Genomic DNA, 17991 nt, shown 5'->3' on the forward strand with positions numbered 1-17991 from the left:
GAATTTCTCTAATTATTGTTGAGTCGTTGCTTCTATATCGTTAGCAATTTGTTCTACTGCTTGCTCTAATGCATCTTTTGGCTCAGCTTTTCCTGTTGCAATTGTTTGAAGTGCTTGATCAATTGGTATCCATACAGAGTTCATTGCAGTGATACCTGGCATCAATTCAGCATATTGTGATTGTAAAGCAATCGCGGCTGCCGCTTCACTTTCTTGAACACTTGGGTCTTCAGCTAGCGCTAGCACAGCTGGAACTTCTTTTGTTTTTTCATAGCGAACTTTTGAATTTTCTTCATTCGCAATAAATTTAACAAATGCTTCTGCTAATTCTGGGTGTTTTGTATAACTACTTACATTATAACTTTTGACACCAATGAATGAGCCCATATGTTCGCCATTAGGTAACATTGGTAATTCTTTAACTCCATAATTAATGCCTGCTTCTTTATAAGGTTCAACGTTCCAAGGACCAGAGATTACCGCTACAGCTTTTCCTTCAGTAAATAATGAATCTAACACATTGATACCTTGTTCGCCGATAATTCCTGATGGGAATACTTTTTCGTCATAGAACTTTTTGATATATTCAGCTCCTTCGATAGCACCCTCGTTAGCAAGACCTAAATCTTCTGGGTTAAGCTCTCCGTCCTTCTCGCCGAATACATAAGATCCAAATCCTCCCATTACCCCTTGAGCATAGTAAAGTGTATCCCATAGTGCTAATAAACCATATTTTTCACCATCAGAATAGTTTTTAGAAAACTCAAACCATTCGTCAGTAGTATTCGGTAGTTCTTCTTCTGAAATTAAGTCTTTATTGTAAAATAAAATTTGTGTTTCTACCGCTTTTGGCAGTCCGTATACTTTTCCATCAACAGTTTGCGATTGCATAGCTGCTTCAGTATAAATTCCTTTTAATTCATCATCTACGGTTAATTCTTTCAGTAATCCTTCTGTCACAGCAGTCCCTACTTGATCACTCGGAATAGTAATCACATCTGGGCCTGTTCCTGCTGGTCCGTCCAAACGTAAATCCTCTATATGGTCTGCGTAAGATTTTTCTACCATCGTGATTTTTACATTATTTTCTTCTTCAAATTTTTTAATTGCATCTTCAATCCCTACACCTTTGGCTTGATCTTCCCAAACTAAAAGTTCTGTTGGTTCAGAATTTTCTGTTGTACTTAGATCGTTTGAAGTTACTGTTGCATCATTCTCTTTTGGTCCACATCCTGCTAACCCTAAAACGACTAAACTGCTAAGCAATAAACTTGATATTTTTTTCATCTGTCTGGCTCCTTTATTACTATTATTATCCTAAGTATATAAGAAAACGTTTCATTTGTAAATAGTTTTATTTAAAGAATTTAATTTATTTAGTAAATATTTTTACCAATTATCGTGGATATAGTTGCACAACCATGATAAAAACGTTATAATTCTAATAAATAGTTTTACTAACTAATATAAAAATAATTTTTATTGAGGTAACAAATGACAACAATTAAGGATATAGCATACCATTCTGGGTATTCTTCAGCGACAGTCTCTCGCCTACTTAAAGGAGACGAAAACTTATCCATAACCGAAGAGACCAGACAAAAAATAATCCATACTGCCCTAACTTTAGGATATGATCGCTCTAAGATTAAAACGACACTTGAAAAAATTGCAGTACTATCTTGGTTAAGTGATGAGGAAGAATTGCAAGACGTTTATTTTCGCAATCTGAAAATTAATTTAGAGAAATATGCAAAATTAAATAATATGGAAATATTTACAATCAAGCAAGACAAAGGTCTAGATTCTATTCCCAAAAATATTTCTGGTTTTATTGCTTTGGGTTCTTTTTCTGAAAAAGAAATACAAAAATTAAAAAATAGCTATACTAATGGCGTCTTTTTAGAAATTAATCCCGAACCCGATTATTTTGATACTGTGAAGCCCGATACCGATCGGATGACAGTCAAAGCGATTGATTATTTTAGAGAAAAAGGCTATCAAAAAATTGGTTTTATCGGTGGAAATTATTACAATCATTTTAATGATACGATTGACATGGATAGTCGTGAGGTAACTTTTCGTCATTATCTTTCAACTTTGGGACTACTTAATGAAAAATATATTTTGAGCGAAGGACGCTTTTCTGTAGAACAAGGTTATAATCTAGTAAAAAATAATATTTCAAAATGGAAAGATGATCTACCCGAAGCGATTTTTATTGCATCTGATACGATTGCAATCGGCTGTTTGCAAGCTTTTAATGAATTGCAAATCAATATTCCGGATAATATTGAAATCATTAGCATTAACGATAATGATATCTCAAAATTTGTCTCCCCCCCATTAACTACTTTCAGAATCGAGGCTGAAGAGATAGCAAAGACTACTATTGATATGTTAGTTGATCAAATTGTCTATAACCGAAAAACAACTAAAACCGTTTTACTTAATTCTGAATTAATCATTCGCAAAAGTTTTGTTCCAAAAAAATAGTTAAAAGGACAATAGTCAATCACCAACCGGTGTTACTATTGTCCTCTTAAATTGAATACAAACCAATTTAAGTTAACTTCAAACAAATAGGCTCTTTATTTTTATTAAACATCCCTGATAATATAAGACGAAGCCTTTCTAGCTGCTCAACACCAACATATTTGCCTGTGTCTTTATGTTTAAGTAAGAAAAAAGCTTTGTTGTGTTTAGGATAAAAAGTCTAACTTAATTTTATAATTTAAAATATATTAAGAAATAGACGTTTGCAAACGCTTACTCTTTTTGTTATAATTATTTCATTAAAGAACAGGAGGGTACCAAATTATGAAAAATAAAATTGCATACTTTTTTTTAACTATTGGTGTTATCGATACTCTTGACTTTCTATTTTTTAAATTTAGAAACTTAACTTTTGGTAACATTTTATTCCCATACCTTGTCTTTATAATCCTTAGATTTATACCTTGGAATAAAATATTAAATAATTTGTTTAACATAGATTCTACTGAAAATAATATACTTTTTCAAAAAGGAAATAAACATGAATCGGACTAATTTCATCTGTAATACCTTATGACACACTAGTAACACAAGCCATATTAGTTATAAAAATCATTATGCAGGTATCTTTAATATAATATAAGAAGTTTTTTTAATAAATTAATTAAACTTATCTTGAAAAGTGTTAAAATTCATCATCCCTTATACTCGTTTCTTTCTTCATTTGATTCTCTACCCTCTTGGTACCCCCCTTGCAATTCGTTGTTGTCAATGATAGACCTATTGTTTTCATCTAAATACAGTCATAATTCATAAACAATGTCTCAATTTTTCTTAAAGGAAGCTCCTCAGGAACGAAATCCTCAAGTGAATGAAATGAGTTTTGTCTACAGTCAAAAAGGACAATAGTCAATCACCAACCGGTGTTACTATTGTCCTCTTTATTTAATTTACTTTATAATGGCTAATGGTTCTTTGATACGATATAGTTTTCTTCTAAAGTTAATAAGTATTGCTTCCTACTCACTCCACCGGCATATCCGCCTATTGAGCCATCGGACCTTATTACACGGTGGCAAGGAATGAGAATCATAATAAGGTTACTACTATTGGCATTACCAATGGCTCTGCTAGCATTTGGATATCCATTTTCTTTACCTAACCCTTGATAATCTAAGGTTGTACCGTAAGGAATATTTTTTAATGCTTGCCATACCTTTGTTTGAAAAACCGTCCCCTTCATGATAGTCGGAATTGTAAACTCAGTTCTTGTTCCTTCTAGGTATTCGCATAGCTCTTGTTTTACTTTCAAATTCATCGAATGATCTTTTTCAATAATCTTCCGTTGAAAATGCTTTTGAACTCGCTTGATTTGTTTTGATGTCAGGCTATCAGCGAACTGCAAAAAGTAGATTCCGTCTTCTGCCACCAAACTAGTCATGGTACCAATGGGCGTCTCAAAGGTACTTTTATATAAATAACTCATTTACGATCATCCTGTCTAAAATAATAGGTACATATATTATATATCAGCTCCGTATATTGTCTATCTAAAAAGTAGAAAAAAACTGTATGGAATTTTATCAAACACCCTTTGAAACCTATAGCTTCGACAAAAAAATTTTTGCTATGACCTATACTATAACCTACTTTTTAAGTACGTATCATTACGGAAAGCTATGAGTCATTTTTCCTAAGTTTTAAAACGCAACTAAGGTTCGTCCTAAATGCTGTCCCTCACGTATTTTCGATAAAGGTTCGTCTAACTTATCAAACGGCACTTCATTGACTAATAATGAGTCAATGACATTCCATTCATTCGCTAACAACTCCCAAATTTGATTACGTAATGCCACCGGTCTTGCTAGTGAATCAATTCCAAATATCGTTACTCCTCTTAAAATCATCGGTAAAACAGATGTGTTAAATTGAATACCTGCCGCATTGCCACACATCGACATCGCACCATTATTGGCAATTTGAGTTAAAGCAATTGCTGCCGGTTCACCCCCTACATTATCTACAACATAATCCCATTTTGCTGAAGCTAAAGGTTTAACAGTTCCTAAATCTTCTGACCAAATTACTTCAGTGGCTCCTAATTTTAAGGCAATTTCTTCTTGATAATCTTTCCTTACTAGAGCTGTTACCTTGTCAAAACCTAACTTTTTCAAGATTGCTAAAGAAACGGAGCCCACTCCGCCTGTCGCTCCCGTGACTAAAATATGAGGTTGTTTATTCACATCCATCCCATGGTTAATCAGTGACAACAAGGCATAAGCAGCAGTAAAGCCAGCTGTTCCATAAATCATGGCCTCTTTAGTCGTCATGCCCTCTGGTACTTTCACCGCCCAATCACTATCAACTGATACATATTCTGAATAACCACCGGTCGTCGATACTCCCATATTACTTCCCATCACGATGACTTTATCACCTTTTTGATATTTCCCCGATTGATCTTCGACTATTTCACCCGCTACATCTATCCCAGGTATCATTGGATAATGCCGAATAACGCCTCCCTTAGTTTTAAAACCCAACATATCCTTATAATTTAATGAAGAATATTCCGCCTTAATTAAGGTATTGCCTTGATATAAAAATTGACGGTTCAGTTCCTCTACTTTATAGGTAACCTCGCCATTTGTTTCTCTAACCACATATGCTTTAAACTTTTCCATGATAAACCTCCCTAAAGTTTTCCATTCAAGAAAAAGATATCAAATCCCCCATACAATAGCAAGTGTAATCCCTTACAATAAATAGCTTTATAATATTTCGCTTTCTATTTTTAAAAAATGTTTCCTATTCCTCTAAAAAAGCTATCTTATATACTCTGGTCCGTTGAAAGCTTGTTTTTTCATTATCATCGTCTAGCTTTTAATGAGCATTCATTATACGATACCCGATATTGACATCCACCGTGATTTTGCTATACTTAATTAACAAAAGGGAATGAGGTTCTCCCTAGGTAAGTTACCTAAACCGCAGTTATTTGCTGATGACTTCTGTGACGCTTTATTTGGCATGTCACGGGGGTCATCTTTTTTATGGATATCTTCGTGAAACAAATTTATAAATGAAGGAGCTTAATTTATGTTAACATCTTTAGCTTTCGTCTTTCTAGGCGGCTTATTAATGGCAACGATTGCTGATAAAATTGGTTTGCCGCGTATTATTGGTATGTTACTTGCCGGTGTCTTACTCGGACCTTATCTACTGAACGCCTTTGAACCTGCTTTGCTCGAAAATTCAGCAGATTTAAGAAAAATGGCATTAATCATTATTTTACTGAAAGCTGGGCTCACCTTAGATTTATCGGACTTAAAACAAGTCGGACGCCCTGCCGTTCTGATGAGTTTCTTGCCTGCAACAATTGAAATTATTGGCTATTTACTGATAGCCCCTTGGTTATTAGATATTTCTCTTATTGATGCAGCTGTCATGGGCGCTGTCATGGCAGCTGTATCTCCTGCCGTGGTCGTACCTAGAATGATACATTTGATTGAACAAAAAATCGGTACGAATCAGAAAATTCCTCAACTCATTTTAGCGGGTGCTTCATGCGATGACATTGTGGTGATTATATTATTTACTGCTTTTTTAAGTATGGCACAAGGTGGCGCCATCCATTATCAAGATTTCTTTAATATTCCTATCTCAATTATCGCCGGCGTTGGCTTAGGTGTTTTAACAGGTTGGCTGTTACTTCTTTTCTTCAAATGGGCTCATGCACACATTGGCTTAACTGAGATTCAAAAAGTCATTATAATTCTTGGCATTTCATTTATACTCGTAGTGCTTGAAAATTGGCTAGCTAATACGATTGCGATTTCGGGTCTTCTGGCCGTGATGAGTATGGCGAGCGTTATAAAAATGCGTGGTCCGATACCTCAATCGACAAAGTTATCTAAACAATTTGGTAATATATGGATTGCCTCAGAATTATTGTTATTTGTGTTAGTGGGCGCAGCTGTTGATATTCGTTATTTAAGTATTGCTGGATTTAAAGCTGTACTAACTATTTTATTAGCCTTAATCTTTAGAAGTTTAGGCGTTTACCTTAGTTTACTTGGCACTAAACTGTCGGCTAAAGAAAAAGTGTTTTGTATTTTTGCCTATTTACCAAAAGCAACAGTGCAAGCAGCCATTGGTGCTATCCCTTTAGCCGTCGGCTTAAATACAGGACCCCTAATCTTATCTGTGGCGGTCATTGGTATCACCATTACCGCACCTCTCGGCGCATTATTAATTGATCGCACGCAACATTCATTATTAGAGAAAAACTAATTTTTAATTGCGTTAATCAATGCTTTATTAAACAATTGGCGAGTGGGCATCAAGGATAGGCATAAACTTTATAAATTCAATCACGTTGTGTTCGTTAATTTATATCGCAGTGGTTGAGTGGTCTCAAACTGCGTCTTAACGACTTATTTGAGGCCTACTCAACAGTGCGGGGGTGGGCAGACGAAGCGAAAATTATTCAATTTTCTACTTCTGGTCTACTCCCAACTGTGCGGGGGTAGGCCTACGAAGTGAAAATTATCTAATTTTCCACTTTTTGTTCACTCTCCTTTTATTTTGAAAATATAAATGAAAGCAACTCTCTCTCTGCTTGGGGCAAGCACGATTATTACTTATTCGCATTAGAAATACTAAATAATCATCTAACGACTTAGACGAACATTACGCTTTTTACTCAAAAGACCTAACCTCCTTAAAAGGTATCTGTTAAATTTTTTATGAGATGTAATTGCACCAAAAAACTCATAGTGAAATTCAAAGATTATGCATTTGCCTGTCAAAATCTATTTTAAAATATAATTGATTAGATTTTTACTTAATATTTACAGAAAATTGATATTGCTTTGCCATAATAAAAAGTGCGTAAAGCATATTGATATTTTTTAGGAGGAGTAAAATTGCTTAAATCTAAGTCTAGTAAATTCGTTGTATCGTTACTTGCTGCTACTCAATTATTAGCTCCAATGGCTGCATTTGCAGAAGGCATGGAACTTTTAGCAGAAAAACCGGTTGTTGCTGAAGTTAAGTCAAATGATGTTCCTAACCGTATCATTACAACTATTAAAAATGATCCATCAACTTCAATGGCCTTTAACTGGTTCACTACTTCGAAGTTTGATGATGCTAAAGTAGTAGTTTCAAAATCTGAAGATATGAGCGAACCGATGGAATTCACTGCGGAAGCGACAGAAGTAACTAATCGCTATTTAGAGCGTGATGAAGATGGCTTCTTAATCTTTGCTGACGTTGCTTATGATGAAGATGGAAATATTGAAAAAGATGAAAATGGCGAACCAAAAATTAATGGTTACTTCACCGATGAAAATCAATCTGGACCAGAATGGACTTCAGGTGACAAAGTAGGTCAAGCGGGGCTTGTTGATGTTGTTGAACATGCTTATAAAGCAGAAGCTACCGATTTAGAACCGGGCACAACTTATTACTACCAAGTGGGTTCAGCTTCAGGCGAAATGTCCGAGGTCGGAAAATTCAAAACAGCTGGCAAAGCGGATGAATCATTCACTTTTATTCAATATACCGATACCCAAAATGCTTACTGGAACGAAAACGTTCGTAACGAAGCAACATTTGCTGCCGATACTATTGCTCGCGCCGTTGAAGAAGTGGGTACTGATAATGTAGATTTCATTTTACATACAGGTGACTTTGTTGAAACAGCTGAAGTAGAAGATGAGTGGGTAGACCTGATGGAACAATCAAAAGCTACTCATTTAAATTACGCCTTCGTTTCAGCTTCTGGTAACCACGATGAATACACAATGAAACAGTTTGGTGAATACCCTGATCCAGATATTACTCAATTTAATGAGCACGTTAATGTGAACTCAGCCAATGATGCGATTAGTGGCGGTTCATACTACTCATTTGATTACAATGGTGTTCATTTTACAGTATTAAATTCGAATGATAATAAAGCAGACGATACAGACAATCCCGATGAAAAAGCTTTTGGTAAAGCTCAATTAGAATGGGCTCGTAAAGATATTGAAGAAGCACGTGCAAATGGTGCCAAATGGGTAATTTTAGCTTATCATAAACCTATCTTCTCTAAATCGTATCATTCACTTCAAGATAGTGACGTTCAAGCCGTTCGTGAAGAATTCATGCAACAAATTGATGAATTGGATGTTGATTTAGCTTTACAAGGACATGACCATGTATTATCAGCGACCTATCCATTAAATTTCGCACCAACTGAAGAAAACTTCTCGAATGGTGTCATCGCTGATGCTGAAACAATCGAAAAAGATGGTGTTGACTACTATGTAGATCCTAAAGCAACAGTTTTTGTATTACCTAATACTGGTGGTACTAAAGCATATGATGATATTTACTCTAAAGGTGTCGACCATGTTCATAAAGTTCGTCCAGCTTTAGATTGGATGACAGCCGAAGATGTTGATTATTATAACAGCTTATTCGCATTCGGTAACCAACCACAAGAAACGGAAGCTTTTGCAGAGTCTCACTCTAACTGGCGTGATAGCTCTGTTCAAAACTTCGCAACCTATACTGTTGAAGGGAATTCATTACACGTTAAAATTTATCAAGTTTCTGGTGATATTCTAGCTGGTGAAGAACGTAAAGTAGAATTAGTTTACGAATTCGGTATCACGAAAGATGCAGCAGAAAACACTGAAGAAGAGACAACTGAAGCAAATAAAGAAGAAACTTCTGCTGAAGAATCAGCTGAATCAAAAGAAGAAGAAACTTCTGCTGAAGAATCAACTGAATCTACAAAAGAAGAAACTTCTGCTGAGGAATCAGCTGAGTCAAAAGAAGATGAAACTTCTGCTGAAGATTCAACTGAACCTAAAGAGGAAGAAACAACTGTTGAAGAAACATCTGCCCAATAATCTTTCCTATCTATACTAGAAGAAAAAAGGACAAAACCTGGGAAAAACTTTTCGTACTCTTTTAGATCCTATTTATTTAATTTATCGCGCAACGGTTGAGTGGTATCAAAACGTGTCTTAATCACTAGTTGGATACCTACTGGAGACTGTGTGGGGTGGGCAGACGAAGCGAAAATCATCCGATTTTCAACTTCTTGCCCACTCCCTTGCTTTATATAGAGGAAGGTTTAAAATGAAATTCGTAAATAAAATATTATGTGCACTGTTTATAATAATCACAATCTCACAAATGAATTCACTTTTAGTGGAAGCAGGAAACACCACGATTAACGCGTCCCAACAAATATCTTATGCTGATGAGTCTAGACTATCTTTTCAATCTGATGAAACTGAAATCACGTCACAAGCTCATGAAACTGAGTTTATTGTTCCAACTAGCACCACACTCCCTACTAACGAACAATGGGCCGAGTTAAGTTTAGAAGAAAAGGCTCATACAATTGTTTCAACGATTTATCTTAACGCTAACACTGAAAATAGTATTACCGAAGAGCAAATTCAAGTACTATTAGGTGAACCAGATGAAGTGTTTGAAATGAATGACCAAATCAAACAGCATCTTTTTACGCTAGAAGATGGCGGACGTAAAATTGCGTTGAAATTAGCTTATGATTTAGAAAAAAAGACTTACTTTGAAGGACTGGGTGAACAATCATTTGAATTAGACACCCCGCCCGTCACATTTGATAAATTCGATGAACTCGCATCCCTTTTAAGAGAAAATTATCAAGATAAACAACATACAAAAGTTGAAGTATTGGCAGACTACTTGGAGTCACCAAAATCAGTCTCTTATATTTTTGATGCCATTGTCTATCAATTTCCCGGTGAAAACCATGATAAATATGCTGTGACAGTTAAAGAAAACATTATTACGGACATCAATTACTTATCGGGTGATCAAGCATCAATGAAGCAACCCATTGAACAAACAAAAAAACAATTGGACCGTTTGGCTCATGAAGCCGGACTCAATCACCAAGAAATTCTCAGCATTCTTGGCCAGCCTCATAGCATCAACTATGACTCAAAATCAGGCATCATCACCAATGCATGGTTTTCAACATCAGAAACATCGGCTGCTAAAGAAGTCTATTATTATTATGCTTATAATGGCATCAGTATCGGTTTAGCTTATGGGAGTGGACAAGAAGTAGAAAATTAAATAATTTTCGCTTAGTCTGCCCACCCCGCACAGTTGGGAGTAGACCAGAAGTAGGAAATTGAATAATTTTCGCTTCGTAGGCCTACCCCCTCTTCTATTTTGGGTAACAATTATTCTCTTTATTTTTCTTCTAATAAAAGTTTTTTACTTTCTTCCATGGCTTCAATTTGTTCTTTTGACACCTCTGGAAATTGTGGATCTATTTCTTTTAATAAATCGAGCATAATTTCAGACACTAAGTAACGCGTATACCACTTTTGATCGGCGGGAATAACATACCATGGGCTATGTTTTGTAGCTGTTTCATTTATCACCTTTTCATAAGTTTCTAAATAAGTATCAAATTGATCACGCACATCTAAATCACCTGCATTAAACTTCCAGTTCTTCTCTTGGCGTTCAATCCGTTCTAAAAAGCGTTCTTTTTGCTCTGATTTTGAAACATTTAAGTAAATTTTGACGATTCGATAGCTATTTTCATATAAATATTCTTCAAAATCTCGAATTTGACGATAACGTTTTTTGAAGAATTCCTGATCACTATCATTTTTCACACGTTCAGCTAAACGATAGCCTTTATGAATATCATTAATTTGCACAGTTAAGACCTCTTCATAATGGCTTCGATTGAAGATTACAATATCGCCACGCTCCGGCACATGTCGGTGAATACGCCATAAGAAATCATGAGCTGCTTCTTCTTCACTCGGAACTTTAAAACTTTCCACGTAAACGCCTTGTGGGTTAAACCCCGTCATCACATGTTTAATGGTTGAATCTTTACCGGCAGCGTCTAAAGCCTGAATCACCACAATGACACCTTCACGTCCATCCGCATATAATTTTTCTTGGAGTCCTTCCATTTTCAATAAATTTTCGGAAAATTTCGCCTCAATTTCTTCGCGTTCTACTTTATCCTCTACCGCATTGGTTGGAATCTTTTTTATATTTAATTTTTCGCTACCGTCAAACTTATATTGTTTTAGCATCTTAGATTCTCCTCTGTATTAACGTTCTACCTTTTATTATAAATATATAATGCCTTATTAACAAAAATATCACCTTATCAACATAAGAAAATATGATAGCACTGCCTATTGGTCGGTAAGTTATCCGCTTCTGTTGTATCAACACAAATCCGACCTATTTTCAAACGGATTCATAATATTTTTAGTTATATTTACTCAACCTTCCACCAATTGATAACTTTGTCGGATTAATGCCTGTAATTGCTCTAGATTAATCTTTTCATCCACTACCACACTCACCCAATGCTTCTTATTCATATGATATGCTGGATAAAAAGTCTGATAATCTATTAAATCAACGATTTTCAAAGGCGGGGCTTTAAGATTTAATACATCTACTATACCTGACTGCTGTGGATCCAATAATTGATATGGAATACGCATCATCAATCCATACCATTTTTGACGATTAGCTGTCTTCATTACATAAAATTCTGGATGCTTAGCCCAAGGCGTCTCTAACTTTGTACTAAATTCAGCCCTAACAAAATCAAATACTCTTTCTCGATAATCCTTTAGTTGATAACACGATTCAATAACTTGATACACCACTTCATCCACATCAGAACGAATTTGATTAACAAAACTACCTCCCTCATCCTCGTTTAAATTGAAAGGTAAATACTCTAATCTTTCTGGTAATTCAAACACTTTTAACTTTATCTCATTATGATCGATAATAATTTGAACCTCAAAATCGGGCGTTTTTAAAGGATGATTGATTTCAAACGTTTCAGGTCCTGTTTTTTTAAAACCAAACTTAAGTGCTAAAGAAGGAGTAAATTGTTTTTGTACGAGACTATCTAAATATCGCATGTTACCACCCCACAATCTTTCTTAAACTATTATAAATCATCTATTGTGAAAACTAAAAAAATAAAGTTATCTATCAGGAATATTTAATCCGTGGTTCTTCAAATATGGCTCTATTACGCAAAAAAAGACTCGTAAAACCATTGGGTCTTTCGAGCCTTTTAATCTCTTATTTAAGAATAAAACAATTAATCATGTGTATAATTATCAAAATATCCTTGAACTAATACAATCGGTGTTCCTTTGTCGCCTGAACCACTCGTTAAATCACATAAAGAACCTAATAAGTCAGTAATGCGACGAGGTGTTGTTCCTTCTGAATCCATTTGACCTACTAGACTTTGATCCTTTTCTTTGATACGCGACGCAATCGCATCTTTTAAATCTTGACCTGTTAATTCACTGAATTCATTATCAGCTAAATATTTTAATTTTAATTCATTTGGCGTACCTTCTAAACCATCGGTAAATGCTGGTGAAACAACCGGATCAGCTAGTTCCCAGATTTGTCCTACTGGATCTTTAAAGGCACCATCACCGTAAACCATCACTTCTACATGTTTACCTAATTTATCAAGGATTTGTGCTTGAACATCTTTAACTAAATCGGTACATTCATGTGGGAATAGCTTGACACTATCATCTGTACTTTTATTTGATCCTAATAAGCCAAATTCAGCGTTATAACCACTACCATCAATGGATTCGGTTAATAAATCATCCAATCCATAAACGGTTGCACCTTGTGCTTTTAAAATACGCTTAGTGCGTTGACGGGTATGCACATCACAGTTAATAACTTTATTAGTATAGTTCAAAATTTCTTTCGCATGATTCGCAAATACAAATTCTACCTCTGCTCCAGCTGCTGTCACAATTTCTGCATAATACTCTACATAATCTACACCAGTGAATGGATGCAAGTTTTCGCCAAATAAACGACGATATTCTTCTAAATTCATTACGGTAGCATAAGGATCAATATTATGTTCTTCTAATTGATCTTCCGTTAATAATTGGTTTCCTACTTCATCTCTTGGATAAGATAACATTAAAACAACTTTTTTAGCACCTAATGCAATTCCTTTTAAAATCATTGAAAAACGGTTACGTGAAAGAATTGGGAAAATAACCCCAACTGTTTCGCCACCTAATTTTTGACGGACATCTTTACTAATTGCTTCAACTGATGCGTAATTACCTTGACTGCGTGCAACGATAGATTCAGTCATTGCGATGACATCACGATCACCAATTTCAAAATGATCACTAGCAGCTGCCTCTAATACACTATCTACAACGATTTTTGCTAAATCGTCTCCTTGTCGAATAATCGGGCAACGGATACCACGAGCAACTGTTCCAACATTTCTTGCCATAAGCTTTTCACACTTTCCATTATGAATTTAGACGTTGATAGAACGATTATAACATTTGTTCTCTTATTCATTGTCCAGATACATCATACACTAAAAACGAAAGATAGAAAAGAAAATCTTTTATATTTAGAAAAATTTAGAAAAACACCTATGAAAACGCTATTGATAATTCGTGTTTTAGCGAATTAATTGAGCCATTTCTTCTTCTTAATCATATACACTTCAAATATAACGATTCCAATGACGACCATAATGAGTATCGGATAGGATATAGGAGGTTCTAATTCAGGGATGTGTTTAAAATTCATGCCATACCATCCTGTCAATAAGGTTAACGGTGCAAAAACCGTCGTCACCACTGTCAATATTTGCATTGTCCGATTTTGCTTATTAGAAACATCTGCGTTATAGATTTCACGCAATTGCATTACATACTCTCTTAAATCCAATGCATCATCTTTTAATCTTTTCGCATACAGGCTTAAATATTGTAATTTTTTTCGACTGATTGGCTTCACAATTTCTTGAAAATACTCATCTAACAAATCGCAAAATTCAGATAATTGTTGGTAATAACGTTTAAATGCTAATAAATCTCTGCCATATTTATGAAATTCATGATCTAAATCAGGCTGATATTCACCATCATTATTTAACATAGATTCTTCTTGCTGATCTAACTTTTCTTCAATTTCATACAAATACTTTTCTTGTGAATATATCATTTTTTCAATAATCATTAATAATACTTGAATCGGTTTCGTAAGCTCAATATTATTTATTTCATTAGCTATTTGATTAAGCAACCCTTTCATCCAATCATGCTCTTCAATAATAATGAATTTCGCATCATCTAAATAAAAATAACAAGATTGTTCGCTGCGCTGTTGAATCTTTGGTAAAAAAAGTGCTCCATACGCATAATGAGACATATAATATATTTTGGTATGCTTAACCGGCTTGCTTAAGTCAAAAAAATGATTATCTTCCATAAGATGGCGATACTTATCGTGAAATTCTTTTAGGGTGATTATTTCAACGCTAACATCGCTTAACTGTTTTGGTAGTCCTTCCATGATTCTCCTCATTTCTACTGTTTGATAATGTTTGAGTGATAATGGTTATTATCTATTATACTGAATTAAACCGAGATGATAAACAAAAGTCTTGACTATCCTATTAAGGGATGGTTTACACTATTTATATAAATATCAGTTGACTAGGAGGATTCACGATGAAATCAAATATTAATACACTGATTGCCTTTATTTTGAATTTGAGCTTTGCAATAATTGAATTTATCTATGGAGGGATTTTTAATTCTAGTGCTATACTAGCGGACGCTGTGCACGATACTGGTGATGCAGTAGCGATTGGGATTGCGGCTTTCTTAGAAAATTTTTCTAATCGTAAGGAAGATCATAAATTTTCTCTCGGTTATAAACGATTCAGTTTACTGGGTGCGATGATTACAGCCCTTATTTTAATTATCGGTTCTTTTTTTGTTACCCTTAATAATATCCCTAAATTAATTCATCCTGAACCCGTCAATTATAACGGAATGTTAATTTTAGGTATCATTGCCATTATCATCAATTTTATCGCTAGTTATGTCGTCAGCCGTGGACAAACCAAAAATGAAGCCATTCTTAGTTTACATTTCCTAGAAGATATATTAGGCTGGTTAGCTATTATGGCAGTTTCAATTATCTTACGTTTTACTAATTGGTATTTCTTAGACCCTTTGCTTTCACTCATGATTTCAATCTTTATTTTAAGCCGAGCATTGCCACAATTTTGGACCAATTTGAAAATATTTCTTGATGCTGTTCCTGAAGATATCTGCTTAAAAACATTAGAAAATGAAATAGCTCAACACGATAATATCCGATCCATAAATCAAATAAATCTTTGGTCGATGGATGGTCTTGAAAACAATGCCACTTTACATATTTGTGTCGATGATACTCAATTGATAGAAGAAACAAAACATGACATTCGTGATTTATTGGAACACCATCAAGTTTATAATGTCACGATTGAAATTGATTCTTCTTGTGAAGCACACGATTTACATAAACGTGATATAGAAAAAATATTCGCTAATCGCAAGGGCCATACTCATAGCCATGGGCATCATCACCACCACTAAGTTTTAAGCTCAGTTATTTAGAAAATAAGAGCACATTATCCCTCATAATTGAAACAACTTAAAATCTATTAAACTCTTTTAATACCTCATAATAAAGAGAGAGTTGGCGAGAAGTGATGATTATTTAATTTTCTACTTCTTGCCCACTCCCTCTCTTTTTTGTTATTTATAATTCACCTAGATTCATCTTCGATAAACTTATCCCCTTTTATTTGTGAGTATGGCAAAATTTTGGGCATATCTTTTATAGCATGAAAGAAACGAATTGCCTTATGATGCTTTTTAATAAGAATATTAGCAACAATAATTATTTCCAAATAAAAAATCTTAGACCAAGGGATTATATCCTCCGATCTAAGGCTAAACTGTTTTATTAATTATTCCCCGTTTAATAACCACGAAACTCCAAATGGATCATCGAACATACCAAATAGTTCAGTCCATTCTGTTTTTCCTAATGGTAGAGTAATCGTGCAACCTAATTCTTTCGCTTTAGCTTCTAATTCTTAAACGGCATTCACTTCATCTTCATTATTTAAATCAAATACAATTGAAATATTTTGACCAGACATATCAATTGGCATATTGCCCCAAGTGTCTGAACAGTCAATACGTTCACCTAACATATTGAATTGCGCATTCATCACGAAGTCTGGATTCGCTTCTCCAGCCATTGGTGAGTCAGCAAAACTCGGATCCGATGCTTTAACAATTTGAATATCAGTTGCGCCTAATTTTTCATAAAATGCTAATGCTTCTAATGAGTGTTTAAAATTTAAATACGGTACTACTTTTACAATAGGGATTACCCTTTTTTCTAAAGTTGACTTAACGTCAACTCATTATAGCATTCAAAAATAAGTTAGAATGGTAGTTTGTAAAATTTATTTTGGTTCCTTTGCAAGTCGCTTGTTATACTCAATTTCAATAAATTCAGGTAAGTAATTAGGCGTACAACCTTTTGATACCTTCATCCCTTTATAAAGTTCAGTCTCTTCACCAAGTTGAACACATCGTGCTCGGTATTGATCTTCATAAACACCAATCCAACCCGCAACAAAATTCATGGCCCATTGCACCACAGCTTCTTCATCCATAATTGCTTGCTCAATAATCGAAAGAAGCTCGCCTGAATTTTCAGGTGGAGTTTTCCCTTTCCAACGACGTCTCCCCTCAAAATACCAATAGGTGCGTCGTTGAAGAGGCAATTTGCTCTCACGCCATGATTCAATCAATTGGACTAATTTTTTTGATTTCGTTAATTGATTAGCAAATAGCCAATCCATTAATTGAGTTTGTTCATTTTCATCATGAATCGCCATATCCTCAACTAAAGAATTTACTTTTGCTTTATCTAACTCTTTATTATCCATAATTAAAATGGCTAATTGTCTCGGTTTAAATAAAGCCGTTGACCATAATTCCATTGCTAATAAATGATCTTTTTTTATCTCTTTAGCAATCTTACGTAAATCCCCTAATTTTGTGGAATCATCGAATGACTTTAAAATAATTTGTGCATTTTTAGATAACGATTTTTTGTTTTCCATTTTCATTCCCTCTTCTATTTATGATAAGCATGCCCGTATCAGTTGTGACTGCGGTTTTTAATCGCAATTGAATCGTTACGGTTTCCTTATCTGCTTCAGCTATTTCTTTTACTTTATTTTAACAATAAAGAAGAGTCAACGTATTTTAAACTCACGTTGACCCTTCCTTAAAATTCAATTAAATACTATTTCCTTTTCTTTCTGAAAACTAAAGCAGAACCAATAGATAGGGCTAGTGCTCCTAAAACACTAGTTATTGTTGTACTTGCTTCCCCTGTTGGAGGTAAAACTTGATCTTTAGGTTCTACAGTAACATTTGCTGCATCTGTGTTATTTGGCTCTTCTGGGTCCACTGGCTCTTCTGGATCGGTCGGTTCCTCTGGATCCGTTGGTTCTTCTGGATCCGTTGGTTCTTCTGGATCAGTTGGTTCTTCTGGATC

Annotated in this window: 16 protein-coding genes, 1 pseudogene and 1 riboswitch; of the genes and pseudogenes, 6 read left to right on the top strand and 11 right to left on the bottom strand. The window is 34.7% G+C overall.

The window, feature by feature from the left end:
- Positions 1-12: 12 nt before the first annotated feature.
- Positions 13-1287 (bottom strand): galactooligosaccharide ABC transporter substrate-binding protein GanS, encoded by a 1275-nt coding sequence (locus B5D12_RS07070; RefSeq protein ID WP_078756163.1) that lies wholly within the window; start codon positions 1285-1287, stop codon positions 13-15.
- Positions 1288-1494: 207 nt separating this feature from the next.
- Between B5D12_RS07070 and B5D12_RS07075 the strand changes: the two genes are divergently transcribed.
- Entirely contained in the window at positions 1495-2496 is a 1002-nt protein-coding gene (locus tag B5D12_RS07075; RefSeq protein ID WP_078756164.1) for a LacI family DNA-binding transcriptional regulator, read from the top strand.
- A 324-nt stretch (positions 2497-2820) separates the two neighbouring features.
- Positions 2821-3051, top strand: coding sequence for a hypothetical protein (locus B5D12_RS07080; RefSeq protein ID WP_078756165.1), 231 nt, complete (start codon positions 2821-2823; stop codon positions 3049-3051).
- A 409-nt stretch (positions 3052-3460) separates the two neighbouring features.
- Here the strand turns inward: B5D12_RS07080 and B5D12_RS07085 are convergent, their stop codons facing one another.
- Positions 3461-3982 (bottom strand): methylated-DNA--[protein]-cysteine S-methyltransferase, encoded by a 522-nt coding sequence (locus B5D12_RS07085; RefSeq protein ID WP_078756166.1) that lies wholly within the window; start codon positions 3980-3982, stop codon positions 3461-3463.
- 214 nt (positions 3983-4196) lie between these two features.
- On the bottom strand, positions 4197-5180 hold the full coding sequence (locus tag B5D12_RS07090) for a YhdH/YhfP family quinone oxidoreductase (protein ID WP_078756167.1): 984 nt from the start codon (positions 5178-5180) through the stop codon (positions 4197-4199).
- 261 nt (positions 5181-5441) lie between these two features.
- A riboswitch (Fluoride riboswitch) is annotated at positions 5442-5517 on the top strand.
- 78 nt (positions 5518-5595) lie between these two features.
- Here B5D12_RS07090 and B5D12_RS07095 point away from each other — a divergent pair.
- The 3 genes from B5D12_RS07095 to B5D12_RS07105 all read left to right on the top strand — a co-directional run bounded on the left by B5D12_RS07095 (position 5596) and on the right by B5D12_RS07105 (position 10629).
- Positions 5596-6789: a cation:proton antiporter gene (locus B5D12_RS07095; RefSeq protein ID WP_078756168.1), complete on the top strand. Its 1194-nt coding sequence runs from the start codon at positions 5596-5598 to the stop codon at positions 6787-6789.
- A 635-nt stretch (positions 6790-7424) separates the two neighbouring features.
- Entirely contained in the window at positions 7425-9404 is a 1980-nt protein-coding gene (locus B5D12_RS07100) for a purple acid phosphatase family protein (RefSeq protein WP_234982934.1), read from the top strand.
- Positions 9405-9636: 232 nt separating this feature from the next.
- Complete coding sequence (locus tag B5D12_RS07105; RefSeq protein ID WP_078756169.1) at positions 9637-10629, top strand: hypothetical protein; 993 nt, start codon at positions 9637-9639, stop codon at positions 10627-10629.
- A 119-nt stretch (positions 10630-10748) separates the two neighbouring features.
- Here the strand turns inward: B5D12_RS07105 and B5D12_RS07110 are convergent, their stop codons facing one another.
- The 4 genes from B5D12_RS07110 to B5D12_RS07125 form a co-directional block, all read right to left on the bottom strand.
- Positions 10749-11618, bottom strand: coding sequence for a PPK2 family polyphosphate kinase (locus B5D12_RS07110; RefSeq protein ID WP_078756170.1), 870 nt, complete (start codon positions 11616-11618; stop codon positions 10749-10751).
- A gap of 195 nt (positions 11619-11813) precedes the next feature.
- Complete coding sequence (locus B5D12_RS07115; RefSeq protein WP_078756171.1) at positions 11814-12473, bottom strand: MmcQ/YjbR family DNA-binding protein; 660 nt, start codon at positions 12471-12473, stop codon at positions 11814-11816.
- Between the two features lie 185 nt (positions 12474-12658).
- Entirely contained in the window at positions 12659-13849 is a 1191-nt protein-coding gene (locus tag B5D12_RS07120; RefSeq protein ID WP_078756172.1) for a coenzyme F420-0:L-glutamate ligase, read from the bottom strand.
- A gap of 185 nt (positions 13850-14034) precedes the next feature.
- Positions 14035-14925, bottom strand: a complete 891-nt coding sequence (locus B5D12_RS07125; RefSeq protein ID WP_159443887.1) for a CorA family divalent cation transporter — start codon at positions 14923-14925, stop codon at positions 14035-14037.
- A 158-nt stretch (positions 14926-15083) separates the two neighbouring features.
- Between B5D12_RS07125 and B5D12_RS07130 the strand changes: the two genes are divergently transcribed.
- Positions 15084-16001 (top strand): cation diffusion facilitator family transporter, encoded by a 918-nt coding sequence (locus B5D12_RS07130; RefSeq protein ID WP_078756174.1) that lies wholly within the window; start codon positions 15084-15086, stop codon positions 15999-16001.
- A 377-nt stretch (positions 16002-16378) separates the two neighbouring features.
- Here the strand turns inward: B5D12_RS07130 and B5D12_RS10655 are convergent.
- The 4 genes and pseudogenes from B5D12_RS10655 to B5D12_RS10200 form a co-directional block, all read right to left on the bottom strand.
- A pseudogene (locus B5D12_RS10655) lies at positions 16379-16483 on the bottom strand (VOC family protein); the annotation flags it as partial.
- Between the two features lie 24 nt (positions 16484-16507).
- Positions 16508-16675: a VOC family protein gene (locus B5D12_RS10280; protein WP_200803010.1), complete on the bottom strand. Its 168-nt coding sequence runs from the start codon at positions 16673-16675 to the stop codon at positions 16508-16510.
- Between the two features lie 210 nt (positions 16676-16885).
- A complete protein-coding gene (locus tag B5D12_RS07140; RefSeq protein ID WP_078756175.1) occupies positions 16886-17551 on the bottom strand; it encodes a DNA alkylation repair protein in 666 nt (221 codons plus the stop codon).
- A 185-nt stretch (positions 17552-17736) separates the two neighbouring features.
- Positions 17737-17991, bottom strand: a 255-nt coding sequence (locus tag B5D12_RS10200) for an LPXTG cell wall anchor domain-containing protein (protein ID WP_159443888.1), incomplete at its 5' end; no start/stop codon positions are given.

This window comes from Globicatella sulfidifaciens DSM 15739 (assembly GCF_900167405.1).
In the GTDB taxonomy this organism is placed as follows: domain Bacteria; phylum Bacillota; class Bacilli; order Lactobacillales; family Aerococcaceae; genus Globicatella; species Globicatella sulfidifaciens.